The following is a 14,195-nucleotide window of genomic DNA, read 5'->3' on the forward strand; positions in this document are numbered from 1 at the left end:
CGATTATAATAGTTATTTCGTGATGGACAGCCCTGAAGGATAGAAGATGAACTACACTATGCTATGCTTCTCCAACACTCTGCAGCTGCCTTGCCTCTCCCGCCGAGATGGTGGAGGCGGGAGGCACTCGTCTACTTTAACGGAGCAGCAATGAATGTAGCTGCTAGCGTAACCCACATCACCGCCAAGAGGCTATGCCTCGTTCTATCAGCATGTCTATCCTTTCCTCAACCTCTGCTATCCGTCTCTCCAACTTTTCCTCAAGCCTCTCCATCCTCCCTGACCGCTATTTTTGCTATAGAGCACGTTTAGCACGGCTATCAGCAGCCCCCGACCACGATGCACTTCCGGTACTAGTGCTCTCGGATGAGCTTCTAGCGTTACTCCAGCTTCTCGCCTAGCTCCTAGCTCCCGGAGAAGCTGCCCGGTAAAACCCAACACCTAGAACCCTGCCCCGAAGAAGGGATCGCAATGCTACCGTATCTTGTTGAGGCTATCGTGGAGGCCGGTGGGATCCTGCAAGCCCTCCGAGGATGGTTTGACGCGTCTGCTGGCTGTGAGAATTAGCAATCAACCCTTCCTGGCTAGCTCACTTTGGGGTAGACCTCCTCTATGGTCATGGGCGGAAGACTGTATTAGTACTCCGTACGTGTGTCTACAGTTGGTGTCTACGGGTTTGCCTACGGTTGTTATTAGTGTGCGGGTAGGGAGGGAGGTTAGGGAGAAGCTTGAGAAGGCTGGGATCGGTATCGGCGAGGCTATTAGAGTGTACTTGGAGTAGCTGCCTGGAAAAATAGAGCCGAAAGAGCAATCAGTAAAGTGAGCCAGTTGCTTGCCTCTGTTAAGTCTACTGTGCTAGGGTTTGCTTCTAGGAGCATGAGGGAGGGCCATGAGGGTACTTCACAAGTCTTGCCTGGCTTCCAGGCTACTGGTTCGTGGCGAGGGCTGACCCGGTCTTGGGGCGCTGTCTGCTCTGCGGGCGCGAGGGGCTTGTAGCCTCCTCTATCGGCGTCTGCGCCGAGTGTCTGCGCCAGCATCCTGGGGAGGCCCTGGAGCTTGTTTGGAGCCGGAGGGCCCGGTGGAGGAGAGAGCTTGGGTTACCGCCCGAACCACCCAGGGACCCTAGTGGTGTTCCGTGCAGGCTATGCGTTAACGAGTGCAGGATACCACCTGGTGGCCGTGGCTACTGCGGCATCTGGGCCAACCGCGGCGGAAGGCTCGAGCCGATAACCGGCCGTGGCAGGTTGGCTGTCTACACTTACCTCGACCCCCACCCAACAAACTGTGTCGCTGAACCCGTCTGCCCAGCCAGCACGTCGAGGGGCTATCCACGGTACACGTTTACCCGGGGCGTTGAGAAGGGCTACTATAACCTAGCCGTGTTTATGGCTGGGTGCCCGCTCGACTGCATTTTCTGCCAGAACTGGGAGCACAAAACGATGATAGCCCACGGCAGGATAGCAGCTAGGTACGTGATGAGTGTGGAGAAGCTTGTAGAGGAGGCTCTCAACCCGAGGGTGACATGTGTCTGCTACTTCGGAGGGGACCCAACACCATACATGCCCATGCTGATAGAAGCCTCAAGGAGGATCCTTGAAGAGGCCAGAAAGAAGGGTCAATGGCCTAAAAGGATTTGCTGGGAGACCGACGGCCTGGCAAACCCCGCTGTCCTTCGGCAAGCCGCGAGGCTGAGCCTGGAGAGTGGCGGCATAGTGAAGATTGACTGGAAGGCCTGGACACCAAGCATATACGAGGCGCTAACCGGCGTGGACGGCGCCAAGGCTGTTGAGAGGTTGAAGGAGAATACTAGGATGCTAGCCGAGATGGCTGCTGAGAGGCCGGAACCACCGCTCCTCGTGGTCAGCATACTACTCGTACCGGGCTACGTTGATGCTAGGGAGGTCCGGGGTATAGCGGGCTACGTGGCAGGCCTCATGGAGGAGTATGGCGTGAACATACCCGTTGTCCTGCTAGCATTCCACCCCGACTACCTTGCCAGGGACCTGCCGCCAACCAGCCGCAGACACGCCGCCGAGGCGAGAAAAGCCGTGCTCGAGGCAGGCGTGAAAGAGGTCTACATCGGGAACATCTGGCTGCTGGGAGACTACTATTAGTCGCTGCCGCCCAGGCTATTATCCAGCATGGACGCTATCTCCCGCGCTATCTCGCCCGCCCTCAACGTAGCATCACGAACGGCATCGATCACAGCCGACTTGAACCCCCTGCTCTCGAGGGTCCGAATAGCAGCTATCGTAGTACCCGCCGGCGTTATAACCTCGTCCCTGAGAACGCCGGGGTGCACATCAGGGTTCTCGAGCAAGTACCTCGCGGTAGACTCGAGAAGCTCCGCCGCCACCCTCCGGGCAATACTCCTCGGAAGCCCAACAGCCAGCGCTGCCAGCACGAGCGCGTCGAGAAACTCTGCGACCAGCGCTGGCCCCGACCCGGCCACCGCCGTCCATGCATCAATGAACTCCTCCGGGACATCGTACACCGTGCCAAAGCAGGAAAGGGCCCTCCTCACGAGCCCGTAGTGCCTCGCGTTGGGCGGAGAGTAGAGGGCTGTGAGGCTCCTCCCAACCCGTATGTTCAAGTTGGGCATAGCGCGGTAGACCTCAGCACCCTTCAGCACCTTCTGTAGGAGCGAAACAGGCACACCAGCCATCACAGAGACGACCGGCTTGCCAGCAACAATACCCCCTATGTCACGGGCAACAATGGGGAAGTGGTAGGGCTTGACACTTATGAACACCAGGTCTGCACTCTCGACAGCACACCGGTTACAACTGGTAGCCTCCAACCCAGCCTCACGGAGCAACACAAGCCTCTCCTGGCTGCGAGCCGTCGCAACCACAGACGCGCCACAGCCACGCAGAGAACGAGCAATAGCAAAACCAACCTTACCAGCACCAATAACAGCTACCCTAACACCCTGGAAGACCCATCCCCGGGCACCACTGTAAACTCACGCCCGATACGACAAGCTATAACCCTAACGCTACCACACAATCAAAAATCATGAATTACGGAGGAGCCAGAAAGCAAGCCAACCAACAAAACACAACAACACATAGACGCACATGTCACACAAACCAATGGGGCTTCTAGGTTTTCGTGAGCCGCAGTGAGCGGTTTGCCAGGCCTGAGGAGAAGCACAAAGAGGCCAGGATGACCCCAGCAGTCATAGCTCACTGGTTCGGAGTGAACAGCAAGGCAGAGCAGAAAGCAGAGCTAAGCTAACACGGAGCCCCAGACCGGGCAGCCCCTACACCCAAATCCCATAGCCCCATACCGTGTGAGGCAGGCTAAGACACAAACCCCATACCCCTCCACGCATAAGCCCCAGGTTAACAGGGGGCTGTGACGAACCAGGGATTATGCCTACCCTTGTGGGGTGACGAGTCCAGCCGAGCCCTGAGCCCCAAACGATCCACTGTACAACTCAGAGCGTACAACTGTACCTAAGACACCGATTTTAGTTTAATACTTTATGAACAGCCAAAAGGTTTAAAACTATATTACAGCTAACATATCTTATCGGTACACGAGCAGATAAACCCAAGGTAAAATATGCATAGAGGGGTGCATCCTACATGAAAATACGCGCAATTAGCCCCGTAATAGCCACCGTAATCATCCTAGCAGTAACAGTAGCAATAGCAATAGCAGTCATCGGCTGGATTACCGGACTATTCGGCGCAACAACAAGCGGCACAGAGCAACTGATAATTTATCCGGATTCCAAGCTATATTGCTATACATCTAGTGCAACAGCTATTCTACATATAATGAACAAGGGTACAGCAGATTCAGTAATCGATAAGATTGAGATTGCAGGCCTTGGAACAACAGATAGCTTCACTGTGAATGGACAAACTGTGGACGAGTACACGCTAACACGCGGTTCAGATGCGACAATAGAAGCTACCATAAGTAGCACTTGTACTGCTGGAGCATCCTACCAAGTAATCGTCTATACGAAAAGCGGGTATATGGTAAGTACTGTGATAGTTGCAGAAACGGGTTCACAACCAAGTTCACAAGGTACATCAACGCAAGTATGAAGTACCGGAGTACATAGTACTGCACCCTTCCGCTGATTTTGCACAGAATCAACAATACATTTTTACTTCACATACAACACTATGATCAATGTTCCTTTCTTGCAAGTATTATTATTCTTGTTAGGCTTCCGTGTACTCTCATGTAGTGGTGTTCTAGTGGTTTTAGTCCTGCTTGTTCGGTGTATTGTAGGGCTTTTTGTTCGGCCCAGTGTGGTGCTGCGTATGCTAGGTAGGCTCCTGGTTTGAGTACTCTTGCTGCTTCGTGGAGGAATTGTTCTAGGAGTGTTTCTAGTTTTTTGCCTCTTGTGGATACGCTTCTTCCGTAGGGTGGGTCTGTTCCTATGCTCTGTATGCTGTTGTCGCGTAGGGGTAGCTGGGTTGCGTCCCATTGTGCTATGGTGATTATGTATTGACTGCCGGGGTATGCTTGGAGGTTTGTTTTGGCTCCGTTGGCTAGTTTGTCTGCTAGCTCGCCGCAGATGGCTGGTATTCCGAGGGTTTGGGCTTCTAGGGGGAAGCCTCCTGTTCCGCAGAAGGGGTCTAGGTAGGGGCCGGGTGGGGCTGCGCGGGAGAGGTTCAGGAAGAGCCTGGCTAGGCGTGGGTCTAGGCTGCCTGGATGGAAGAATGGTCTTTTCTGCGGCCTGTGGCTGTCTAGGAGCTTCCTGTCCTGTACTGCTTGCCGTAGGCCCGCGACTGCTGCGCCCTGGGTTGCTATGATGTGTAGTGTTTTCGTTGGGTTCCGGGGGTCCATGGCGACGCCGCAGCTTCTCACCGCGGCTGTTATCTTTTCGGCTATGAGCCTCGCGGTGTTGTCTGGTAGCGCTTTCTTGGCGTAGCCGCGTACCCGTGTAAACTCGACCCTTACACGGTCTCCTGGCTCTAGGCTGCTGCATAGGTCTGTTGCTAGCAGGGAGTCCACAATATCGTCCACCTTTGGCTCGGAGGCTGCCAGGACGAGCCCCGCTTCGTGTATGAGGCCTGCCCTCCACGGTACCCGTTCCACGCTGCTGCAGTTGCAGGTGAACACTGCGAGCTGGTCGAAGACCTCTACTATCCGGTACCGGTAGCCCTCAGCCTCCAGTATGCCCCGGAGCTCTGCGAGGGGGAGGGAGGCGTGGAGGCCGCTCAGCAGTGCATAGTAGAGCTTCACGGCTGCACCCTCGTCTCCCGGGAGCGCCTACTTGTACCAGAGTGTTTCGAGGCCCATCAGTTCGAAGTGTTTGTCGTTGCTTACAATCCTTGCATGTAGAGCCTTTGCGACTGCCGCTATTAGAGCGTCGGCCACGGGCACGTTGTAGCGTGCTAGGAGCTTACCCGCCTCCACGGCCTCTCTAGCGCCTATAGGATGAACCGTGAACAAGTCCTGGAACTGAGTAGCCCTAAGTAGTGCCGCGTCGATGCCGAGCCTCCTGCCGGCGACGCGCAGGTACTCCGCCAGGACTATTGATGGTATCACCGCCTTCTCGCGGAGTAGTCTGCGCAGGAAGACGCGTAGCGCGTCGCGGTCGCTGCTGCTTGGTGGGAATGTGTAGGCTATGAGGAACCTTGTGTCGAGCACTAGCGCCATTTCCGCCTCATCTCCTCGAGCTCCTCTATGAGCCTCTTATACTCCTCCTCTCCCACGGGCTCGCCTGGCTCCGGTATTTCGGGCTTCTCGATGACTATCCTGCCATCCTCGACGCGGAGCACTAGATAGTCATTCTCCCGTATCGCAAGCATGTCCCTAGCCTCCTTTGGCAGTGTAATCTGCCCCTTACGGCCAACTTTTACTAGGAAGTGCATGCCAATAGCCCAAGGTATGGTCGGACCCGCTTGCCAGCATATATATTTGATTTGGACACCATACCTCTAGGTTGAGCCTTCGAGCTTGCTCAACCACTACATGTTTATCCACGGCTATACGGCATACGGAAGGCTCGACCTGGACAGGGACGTGTAGATAGACGCGGCGAGACGAGAAGACCACGCTACCGCCTGGGGGTCCGGGAGTATGTATGTGCTAGCTGTTGTATGCCTCGTCTAGGCTCGCTGCTTCGCGCGTTACACCCTCTTCGACGTAGACTACTCGGCTTGCTATCTTTGAGAGCAGGTAGGTGTCGTGGGAGGCTATCGCTATGCCTGTCTCTTCCCCTGCTAGCTCCTCTAGGAGTTTCGCGAGTTTTCCACGCCGTGGGGGGTCTAGGTGTGCAAATGGCTCGTCGAGGAGCAGGTAGTGTGGCTTGACCGCTACCGCCCTGGCTAGCGCTACTAGCTGCGCCTGGCCCGCGGAGAGGCCCCTGGCTCTGCGGTGTAGGAGCCCAGCTATGCCGAGCAGTTCTGCTGCCCGGCGGGCCTCCCTCTCGGCTTCCTCGGGGCTTAGCCCACGGAGCCTCAGCCCGTAGGCAATGTTGTCTAGCACCGTGCCCCGGAGCATTATGGGCTTCTCATGCACGTAGACTACTACTCTCCGTGCATGCACAAGGCTGCCATCACGCCACGGGTCACGTCCTTCTACCAGTACTGTGCCACGCTGCGGCCTTAGTAGGAGGCCTGCCAGCTTGAGCAGGGTTGTCTTTCCCGCGCCGTTCGGCCCGACTACCGCGACTATTTCGCCCCTCTCAACGCGGATGCCTGCGCCGCGTAGAGCCCAGCGCCGCCCATCGTAGCTGTACCACGCGTTCTCAACGCGTATCAAGGCGTTTCACGCCCACAGCCTCTGCACAAGCCTGGCCACGAGTGAGACGAGGAGCGTTATTGCGAGGAGTACCGCGCCGAGCCTCATTGCGAACTCGTACTCTCCCATCGAGACGCCTAGCGCTATTGCTGTGGTCAGCGTCCTGGTGTATCCCTTAATGTTGCCGCCAACCATGAATGCCACGCCCAGCTCGCCTATAGCCCGGGAGAACCCCATTACCACCGATGCTACGAGACCCGGCAATGCTTCCCGTACAACCGTGATCATTGCCTGCCTACTTGTTGCGCCAAGGCTATATGCTAGCTCGCCGTATACCTCGAAGCCGTGCCTTAGCACGCGGTATGCAACACTTGTAACGAGGGGCGTTACGAGTACCGCCTCCCCGATTATTATTGCTTGGGGCGTATAGAGGAGGTCTAGAAATCCGAGGGGCCCGGAGCGGCTCAGCAGCATGTACAGTAGGAGGCCCACGAGAACAGTCGGAATACCCACAAGGGCCTCTAGGATGGGGGCGAGAGCCTGGAGTCTACGGCGGGACGCGATGAGATAAGCTAGTGGTATACTCCAAAGCGAGGCTAGGAGCGTCGCTGTTCCAGAGACGTATATGCTTCTAAAAACGATGTCTCCGAGCTCCCCCAACCCAGGGGAACCCCCCGGCTTAGCTCTCTGCGAGCTGCTGCCATATCCTGGCTAGCTCGTCCTCGTGGCCCTCTGCTGGGTAGAATAGTGGCTGGCCGTACTTCTCGACACCATAGCTTGCTATGAGGTCCTGGTGTGTAACTAGAAACTCTGCAAATTCTTCAGCAGCTTTCCTCTCCCCGCCCTGGCAGCTCTTGACCAGGTATACGCTGTAGATGTTTATGAGCTCCATGCTGTTACTGTAGAGTATTTCGAGGTTTGGTATACGTCCATCCTTCTTGAGCTTGAGGTAGGTGCCTATATCGCTTAGCGTGTAGGCTCCCAGCTCGTTAGCTCTCACGAGCGTGTCAGCCATACCAGCGCCAACCTCCAGGTACCATTTCTTCCCGTGAGGGTCTAGGCTAGCCATCCTCCAGATGCTCAGCTCCTTCACGTGTGTGCCCGAGTTGTCGCCTCGGCTCACAAACTTGGCCTTGCCTGCCTCTCCCGCCTCGTATATTCTCCGGAATGCATCTACAGCGTTAACTGCCCGCCTCACACCCGCAGGGTCATCAGCTGGGCCCACGATTATGAAGTAGTTGTAGGCGAATATCCTCCCATCCTCTATAACGCCCTTCTCTATGTACTCCTTTTCTAGGCTTGGCGCGTGGACAAACACTATACAAGCGTCGCCCTGCGCAGCTCTCCTTAGAGCTTCACCACTACCGACAGGTATGAAGTCTATTTCCACCTTCGGATGCGTCTTCCTGAACTCCTGCTCCAGGTACTCCAGCAGCCCCGTAGCATAGAGGCTCGTGGTTGTTGTCGCCCTAACCCTCACATTGCCCGTATCCTTGCCCGGGAGGAGCTGGTATGCCACAATAGCTGATGCGAGTAGGACAACTGCTAGCACTACAATAGCCATCGTGCGGCTGCGCACTACCACCATCCATTTTCTGCGGGCAGAGCCTGCAAATATTTATCCGTTACCTAGTACCGGATAACGACCTTTGCTAATAATAATTATTATGGCCCCGATGGGCTTAGAGCTCTAGGATGTCCCCGGTGTTGCTGGCTACGCGGTAGCCTGGAAGCGTGCTAAGGACTTCGTGAAACTCTTTGCTTGACAGGGCTTCAAGGAATTGTTCGACAGGCCTTGTTTTTAGCCTGGAACGGGGTATGAGGAAGTCGAACTGCTCCCAGCGTACCGGGGTAAAGCTTAGCCCGTGTAGTAGTGCTGCTGCCTGCAGCGCGAGACCCACGTCGGCCTCTCCACGCGCAACCACGCCGGCAACTTCCATGTGGGTGCGCGCCTCGACGCTGTAGCCTTTAACGATCTCTGGTATCTTCGCTGGGTCTATGCCGTGGCGTTTTGCTTCTCTTGCCAGGAGATCGTCGAGAACCAGCCTTGTTCCGGTGCCCTTCTGTCTGTTGACGAGCCTCAGCCTCCCCCTGATAATGCCTTCAAGTATTTCGTCTAGACTCATTTGCTCCCTAGAGACGAAGCCTAGAAGCCTCTCGTAGCCCTTGACTAGTACTGCTACACCCCTGGGCAAGGTATTCCGAAGATAGGGGATGTTGTAGCCCTCCCCCGTGTATATATGGATGCCAGCCACGTCGGCTTCTTCAAGGAGTACTGAGGCTACGCCACGGATTGATCCTAGCCAGTGCGCTTCGAATACAACACCTCTACCGCGGAGTATACCTAGAAGCCTCTCAACCGCAATGTCGTGACTGCCAGCGTAGACTCCCAGCTCTACCCTTTCACCAGCAGCTGCTAGTGACGGCTGAAACTCCTGGCCGGTAAGACTGCGGTAAGCCTCAACGAACCTTGCTATAAGCTCACGGCCAGCCTCGGTTAGTCTTGCACCACCACCACCGCGGCCCCCACGACGTGCCTCGACAAGTTTCACGCCAAGCGCATGCTCGGCCCTAGCTATGCACTCCCAGGCTCTAGAATAGGCTAGACCTACAGCCCTTGCAGCCCGCAGTATTGAGCCATACTTATCCACAGCTATCAGCAGAGAGACGAGCTGTTCATCGACAACAAACCCGTCACAGTACAGTTTAACCTCAAGCCTTGGAACGAGACTACAGCGCAAAGCCACGTCCACTAAGCCCTGAGGATAGTGTACATACCAGCACATAGTATTATTTCATGCTACTGGCCTAGCCTTGGGCATCCAGACACAGCGTCTTGTCTCCTCGCTCTCTAGTCTCCCGCCTAGCCTAGATTAAGGGGGATGTGCCCCGGTAAGCGTTAAGGGAGAGTGTAGAGCCGGAACAGGTGGTGTGCGTGGCTAAGGTTCGCGTGGAGGCTGAGGCTAGACCTACGGAGGACGTGGAGAAGGTTAAGCAAGCGATACTAAACGTGTTCATACCGGACCGTATATGGGTCGAGGATCTTGGCCGTGGCTACCGCCTCGTTGTTGCTGAGTCCTACTCGCTGCGTAGCCTTGTTAAGTTGTATGAGATGTTGAGGCAGGAGAGGATACTCGATGCTGCGAGGAGCTACATGATGCGGTGTGTTGAGCGCGGTGTGCTTGTGTTTAAGCTGAATAAGCAAGCACATATGTTGGCAGGGTAAGCATGGTCGACATGGACTCTGAAGCGCCACTGGGCCCAATAACATTCATCGTCGAGCATAGCAACCCGAGGGAGGTTGTTGACTGGCTAGCTCCCCCCACGCGTATGGGAAGGCCTATCTATGAGAAACCAATGCCCAGCGACTAGCAGCGTATTACGGGGCAAGCCTTCTAAGCCTCTCACCCAGCATAGCCGTAAACATGCCTGGGGGCACTGTGTCGGGGGCACATCGACTCATAATACTTGTCGCTGGCATGCCTGGCAGCGGCAAAAGCGTTCTCTCCTCGATCGCGAGGTCCATGGGGATACCCGTCTACGTTATGGGTGATATTGTACGGGAGGAGGCCCGCAGAAGGGGTATCGAGCCTACACCCGAAAACCTCAACCGGCTTGCTAGGCTCCTACGCGAAGAGCACGGCTCAACGGTTGTAGCTGAGAGGACGGCCTCAAAGATAGCCAGCGACGACCACTCCATAGTCCTCGTGGACGGTGTCCGCAGCCTCGACGAGGTGGCAGTCTTCGAGAAGCTCGGTAAAACCGTGATAGTCGCGGTGCACGCCTCTCCCCGGACTAGGTTTGAGAGGATCCGGAGGCGGGGACGGCCCGGGGATCCGACTACGTGGGAGGAGTTTCGCCAGCGCGACCTTACAGAGCTGGGGTTCGGACTCGGAAACGTGATAGCCCTCGCAGACTACATGCTCGTGAACGAGTTGAGCCTCGAGGAGTTCGAGGCGGAGGCTAAAAGGCTGCTCTCGAGGCTTACCGGGCAGGGCTAAGCGCTAGCCTCTACGCCGACACCAGCCTCGGCAATAGCTGGCTGCAGCTCAAAGCCTTCAGCCCTAATGCCGAGCAGACTAGCTATCCTTACAGCCTCACTGTAGACGAGTTCCTTCACAGCTGGCGAGAGCAACAGGTCGTCGAGGTACAGCCTACCATCGACACCCTCGTAGACGAGGCCCGCCCGGCGGTAGAACCCCAGCTCTGCTACTACGTCAGCTACGCGGAACCCTCTGGGCAGGTAACCCGTCTCCCTCAGCCGGTAGAGGTCGTCAAGCAGCCGCGGCAGGCTGGCAGGCTCCAGGGCTAGCCTCGCCAGCACCGCGACCCGGAGCACCTCAAGGGAGCGCAGGTATTCGCTGTACGTTACACTCCAGCTCCAAACATACTCTAGACAAGCCATACCCCTCGGCACCCAGATTATTACTCTAGCACCAGCCGCGTGTATCCGGGGGAGGGCGTAGTATCAACCAGGTATAACCAACGATAATACGATGCTACTGCACTAGGAGCGTGTACCCTCAGGATTAGCGCGTCCTCAGTGCTTGACACGGTTCACGTAGCGGCTCCAAAATACTCATCTTGTCTTGACCAAGCTATATAACTGAAATCATTTCAGTAATTGTTTTCCTGGTGATATAGTGACACGTTCCCTCCTAGTAGCTGCTGCAGCTGCCGTAGCTGTAGCAGCAATAATCCTGGCACCCGCATTATTCGATAAGGATAGCTATGGGGTAACGTTCGTCGTTGAGCCATCCGCATTAGAGCTTAATGGTAGACAACTCTTCGGCCACGTGCAGGTCGTGATATCAACCCCTAATGGTCCAATCACCAAGGACTACAATATCAGCGGGAGCAGGCAGCTAGTAATACACGTCTCTATCCCCGAGCGCGTCGTAGAGGAGTGGATGGAGTTCTACAAAGAGTTCGAGAACTACGCAGGAAAGACGGGGGTAAAGGCGCCGGGTAAGCCTCTGCCCACAGTCTCCCTAGTATTCTACCTCTATGACGACCAGGGGAACAGTTACACGGGAGCCTTCAGCTTCTCAACAGTAACATACCTAATGATGTTCAAGAAGACACCGCTAGATAAGGCAGTAGAGATGGCAAGTGAAAACCCGTTCCTAGCATTCACCAAGAAGCCAGTGGTTACACTGAGGAGCCCAGTCGAAATCGGCTTACGCAAGGTAGGAGATATGGCTCCACCCATTGTCAAGGAGATGTTGAAAGAGGCAGAGGAGAGGAGAGCCGACCTATCCAAGCCACTAGTAGCGACAGCTTATACCGCCTCGACGGGGCAGTGCACACCATACACACTGGTATGGTTCGAGGAGCTATACGACGCCGCGTACAATCCCCCGAAGGGTGGAGACAACGAATCATAAACGCCGACTCACAATGCCCCGAGGGACTCTGGTACTTCTTCGCCACAAGATTCTCCAAAGCCTACTACTATCCCGCAAGCACCTACACCGCCGAAGAAGCATTACAAGCAACAATAGCTCAGACCGGGATCCCAAGCAGAGTATACACCATGGACGACTTCCTCTACAGACTTGCACGGGCCGGTGCTCCTGCCTGCATCTCCGCAGAATGGAGAGATGCTATAACCCCAAGCTTCAAACTATACGATGTACCAGTCATAGGCGCGAGAGTAACATACTATGAAGATAAGCCAGTCCGAGTAGGACTTATATTTGCAGGCTTTGGTGGCACAACATACAGTAGTGGCACAACATACCGTGAAACTATAGTAAACCCGCAACAACACACATTGCAGAGCCCTATTAATGGAGAATAAAATCGCTCAGTATATATCCCGAGCAGAGGTACTGGCAAGGCTATATAATGGTTCCAACGATCTACTACCTTCAAGCGGATGGAGTTATAGTGGTATATGATGTTGACCGAGTCTATGACGGTGTTTGCTACTACTATCGTGTAGTGCCAGTAGTAACGTTTATCCCGCTCTACATGCAATATGTAATGGTAATTAACGATGTATATCCGCTGGGAATGCCATTGGATGAGCCTCCACCGGAAAGTTTCAATGATTTACTATGGAGTCCATATGCCGTTGAAGTACTAAGTAACTATTACACATCCGCTAATGTTGGCCAAATACTCTACGAGGATGTGACTGTTGGAGGTACAGTGTGGGGCGAGGTTGCTGGCGTTGGTACGAACCCACTGAAAACGTATGTTGATGTAGTGCTTAACGGCGTGTTTGGTGCTGTTGGTGAGGTTGGCACGCTTACATCCATATTCTACACCATTATCAGCAACTCGATATCGCATGCAGAGTTTAATGCCGGATTTGCAGCCATAGGAGTAGATATAGTTGTTGAAACAACAGCTTCAACATACAATCTTGCTTTATACAGTTTATAAGTCTACGCTGCTGGATGCTGCTACGTCGTCCTACATGCCGTTAATCGGCTACTATACTGTTGAGGTTGGCACGCCCTAAGCTCCTCCGCCGGGTGCGCAGTCGAAAAGAAGCTGTAGGAGCTCCCTGAACTCTTGTGAGGGCTTCTATACTGGGTTCACGTTTTTGAACCTTGAAAATCTTTCTTTATATCCCGGCTATATCTTTTGCACACGCTAGACTTTCTATGTGTGCTTCTGGTTTGCTATTCTTCTCGGGGCTGTGTGTTGGCTGGGGAGGACGGGTACGGGATTCCGCGTAGCCACCCGCGCTACTGGAGCCTCGTGATACGTGAGAAGCTTGTCGAGGCTTTCCGCGAGGGCATAGTTGTACCGCAGGGCCTCATAGCTCATGGTAGGGGTGAGTGCTTCGACTACCTGATAGGCGAGGAGACGCAGCCCTTCGCCCAGGAGGCTATAGAGGCTGCAGCTGCGGCGCTCCTCCTCGCGGAACACCCTGTGATATCTGTTAACGGGAACACGGCCGCCCTAGCGGCTGAGCACATGGTACGCCTCGCGGAGCTTCTCGGTGCGCCCCTGGAGGTGAACCTATTCTACCGCACCGAGGAGAGAGCGCGGAAGATAGCTGAGCTGCTAAGGAGGCATGGCGCGCGCCGCGTCCTAGGCGTCGAGGATGCCACTGCGAGGATTCCTGGGCTGCCGAGCCCGCGGGGGATGGTTAGCCCCAATGGCATCTACCGGGCCGACGTTGTCCTCGTAGCGCTCGAGGATGGCGACCGCACCGAGGCGCTCCGGAGGATGGGTAAAACCGTTATAGCAATCGACCTCAACCCGCTGAGCCGCACAGCGAGGACAGCAAACATAACCATTGTTGACAACATCGTCCGTGCCGCGCCGAGACTCGTAGAGGCCGTGGAGAAGCTAAGGAGCAGGCCGCGGAGCGAGCTTGAACAAATACTGGCAAGATACGACAACAACCGCGTACTCTCCAAGGCCCTCCAGCATATAGCCCAGAGGCTAATGAGGCTCGCGCAGATGGGCATAGCTATCGAAATAGGCTAATGGGGCTCTCAGCCTGGGAGGACTAC

General features: G+C 55.3%; 18 protein-coding genes and 1 pseudogene. 10 read left to right on the forward strand and 9 right to left on the reverse strand.

The window, feature by feature from the left end; translation table 11 throughout:
• The first annotated feature begins 956 nt into the window (after nucleotides 1-956).
• On the forward strand, nucleotides 957-2,114 hold the full coding sequence (locus HBUT_RS01725; RefSeq protein ID WP_011821517.1) for a radical SAM protein: 1,158 nt from the start codon (nucleotides 957-959) through the stop codon (nucleotides 2,112-2,114).
• On the opposite strand, the pseudogene proC reads toward HBUT_RS01725, so the two are convergent.
• Nucleotides 2,111-2,926 (reverse strand): annotated as a pseudogene (gene proC, locus HBUT_RS01730) (pyrroline-5-carboxylate reductase); the annotation flags it as partial. The gene HBUT_RS01725 and the pseudogene proC overlap by 4 nt on opposite strands.
• Nucleotides 2,927-3,114: 188 nt before the next feature.
• Here proC and HBUT_RS09970 point away from each other — a divergent pair.
• Nucleotides 3,115-3,240: a hypothetical protein gene (locus HBUT_RS09970; protein ID WP_267195210.1), complete on the forward strand. Its 126-nt coding sequence runs from the start codon at nucleotides 3,115-3,117 to the stop codon at nucleotides 3,238-3,240.
• A 353-nt stretch (nucleotides 3,241-3,593) separates the two neighbouring features.
• Nucleotides 3,594-4,064, forward strand: a complete 471-nt coding sequence (locus HBUT_RS08815; protein WP_011821519.1) for an archaellin/type IV pilin N-terminal domain-containing protein — start codon at nucleotides 3,594-3,596, stop codon at nucleotides 4,062-4,064.
• An 85-nt stretch (nucleotides 4,065-4,149) separates the two neighbouring features.
• Here the strand turns inward: HBUT_RS08815 and HBUT_RS01740 are convergent, their stop codons facing one another.
• The 7 genes from HBUT_RS01740 to HBUT_RS01770 all read right to left on the reverse strand — a co-directional run bounded on the left by HBUT_RS01740 (nucleotide 4,150) and on the right by HBUT_RS01770 (nucleotide 9,464).
• The gene (locus HBUT_RS01740; RefSeq protein WP_011821520.1) at nucleotides 4,150-5,214 is read right to left on the reverse strand and encodes a TRM11 family SAM-dependent methyltransferase; all 1,065 of its coding nucleotides are present in this window, start codon (nucleotides 5,212-5,214) and stop codon (nucleotides 4,150-4,152) included.
• A 27-nt stretch (nucleotides 5,215-5,241) separates the two neighbouring features.
• Nucleotides 5,242-5,631 carry a type II toxin-antitoxin system VapC family toxin gene (locus tag HBUT_RS01745; protein ID WP_011821521.1) on the reverse strand — a complete coding sequence of 130 codons (390 nt, stop codon included), beginning with the start codon at nucleotides 5,629-5,631 and terminating at the stop codon, nucleotides 5,242-5,244.
• Nucleotides 5,622-5,846 carry an AbrB/MazE/SpoVT family DNA-binding domain-containing protein gene (locus HBUT_RS01750; protein WP_011821522.1) on the reverse strand — a complete coding sequence of 75 codons (225 nt, stop codon included), beginning with the start codon at nucleotides 5,844-5,846 and terminating at the stop codon, nucleotides 5,622-5,624. Before HBUT_RS01750 ends, HBUT_RS01745 begins: the two co-directional genes overlap by 10 nt.
• Nucleotides 5,847-6,063: 217 nt before the next feature.
• Nucleotides 6,064-6,738, reverse strand: coding sequence for an energy-coupling factor ABC transporter ATP-binding protein (locus tag HBUT_RS01755; protein WP_011821523.1), 675 nt, complete (start codon nucleotides 6,736-6,738; stop codon nucleotides 6,064-6,066).
• Nucleotides 6,739-6,744: 6 nt separating this feature from the next.
• On the reverse strand, nucleotides 6,745-7,377 hold the full coding sequence (locus HBUT_RS01760; RefSeq protein WP_011821524.1) for an ABC transporter permease: 633 nt from the start codon (nucleotides 7,375-7,377) through the stop codon (nucleotides 6,745-6,747).
• A 19-nt stretch (nucleotides 7,378-7,396) separates the two neighbouring features.
• Entirely contained in the window at nucleotides 7,397-8,281 is an 885-nt protein-coding gene (locus HBUT_RS01765) for an ABC transporter substrate-binding protein (RefSeq protein ID WP_011821525.1), read from the reverse strand.
• A gap of 118 nt (nucleotides 8,282-8,399) precedes the next feature.
• Entirely contained in the window at nucleotides 8,400-9,464 is a 1,065-nt protein-coding gene (locus HBUT_RS01770) for a substrate-binding domain-containing protein (protein WP_011821526.1), read from the reverse strand.
• 188 nt (nucleotides 9,465-9,652) lie between these two features.
• Here HBUT_RS01770 and HBUT_RS01775 point away from each other — a divergent pair, with 188 nt between their 5' ends.
• The 3 genes from HBUT_RS01775 (at nucleotide 9,653) to HBUT_RS01780 (ending at nucleotide 10,718) form a co-directional block, all read left to right on the forward strand.
• Nucleotides 9,653-9,943: an RNA-binding domain-containing protein gene (locus HBUT_RS01775; protein WP_011821527.1), complete on the forward strand. Its 291-nt coding sequence runs from the start codon at nucleotides 9,653-9,655 to the stop codon at nucleotides 9,941-9,943.
• 2 nt (nucleotides 9,944-9,945) lie between these two features.
• Nucleotides 9,946-10,089 carry a hypothetical protein gene (locus HBUT_RS09765; protein WP_228546751.1) on the forward strand — a complete coding sequence of 48 codons (144 nt, stop codon included), beginning with the start codon at nucleotides 9,946-9,948 and terminating at the stop codon, nucleotides 10,087-10,089.
• 68 nt (nucleotides 10,090-10,157) lie between these two features.
• On the forward strand, nucleotides 10,158-10,718 hold the full coding sequence (locus HBUT_RS01780; protein WP_011821528.1) for an AAA family ATPase: 561 nt from the start codon (nucleotides 10,158-10,160) through the stop codon (nucleotides 10,716-10,718).
• On the opposite strand, the gene HBUT_RS01785 is transcribed toward HBUT_RS01780, so the two are convergent.
• Nucleotides 10,715-11,122, reverse strand: coding sequence for a hypothetical protein (locus HBUT_RS01785; RefSeq protein ID WP_011821529.1), 408 nt, complete (start codon nucleotides 11,120-11,122; stop codon nucleotides 10,715-10,717). The genes HBUT_RS01780 and HBUT_RS01785 overlap by 4 nt on opposite strands.
• A 238-nt stretch (nucleotides 11,123-11,360) precedes the next feature.
• Here HBUT_RS01785 and HBUT_RS01790 point away from each other — a divergent pair, with 238 nt between their 5' ends.
• The 4 genes from HBUT_RS01790 to HBUT_RS01805 all read left to right on the forward strand — a co-directional run bounded on the left by HBUT_RS01790 (nucleotide 11,361) and on the right by HBUT_RS01805 (nucleotide 14,169).
• Nucleotides 11,361-12,104 carry a hypothetical protein gene (locus HBUT_RS01790; RefSeq protein WP_011821530.1) on the forward strand — a complete coding sequence of 248 codons (744 nt, stop codon included), beginning with the start codon at nucleotides 11,361-11,363 and terminating at the stop codon, nucleotides 12,102-12,104.
• A complete protein-coding gene (locus HBUT_RS09435) occupies nucleotides 12,041-12,520 on the forward strand; it encodes a hypothetical protein (RefSeq protein WP_153801356.1) in 480 nt (159 codons plus the stop codon). Before HBUT_RS01790 ends, HBUT_RS09435 begins: the two co-directional genes overlap by 64 nt.
• A 47-nt stretch (nucleotides 12,521-12,567) precedes the next feature.
• On the forward strand, nucleotides 12,568-13,110 hold the full coding sequence (locus tag HBUT_RS01800; protein WP_048061389.1) for a hypothetical protein: 543 nt from the start codon (nucleotides 12,568-12,570) through the stop codon (nucleotides 13,108-13,110).
• A gap of 264 nt (nucleotides 13,111-13,374) precedes the next feature.
• Nucleotides 13,375-14,169: a 4-phosphopantoate--beta-alanine ligase gene (locus HBUT_RS01805; protein ID WP_011821533.1), complete on the forward strand. Its 795-nt coding sequence runs from the start codon at nucleotides 13,375-13,377 to the stop codon at nucleotides 14,167-14,169.
• Nucleotides 14,170-14,195 lie beyond the last annotated feature (26 nt).

Origin of the sequence: Hyperthermus butylicus DSM 5456 (assembly GCF_000015145.1) — an archaeon.
Lineage (GTDB): Archaea > Thermoproteota > Thermoprotei_A > Sulfolobales > Pyrodictiaceae > Hyperthermus > Hyperthermus butylicus.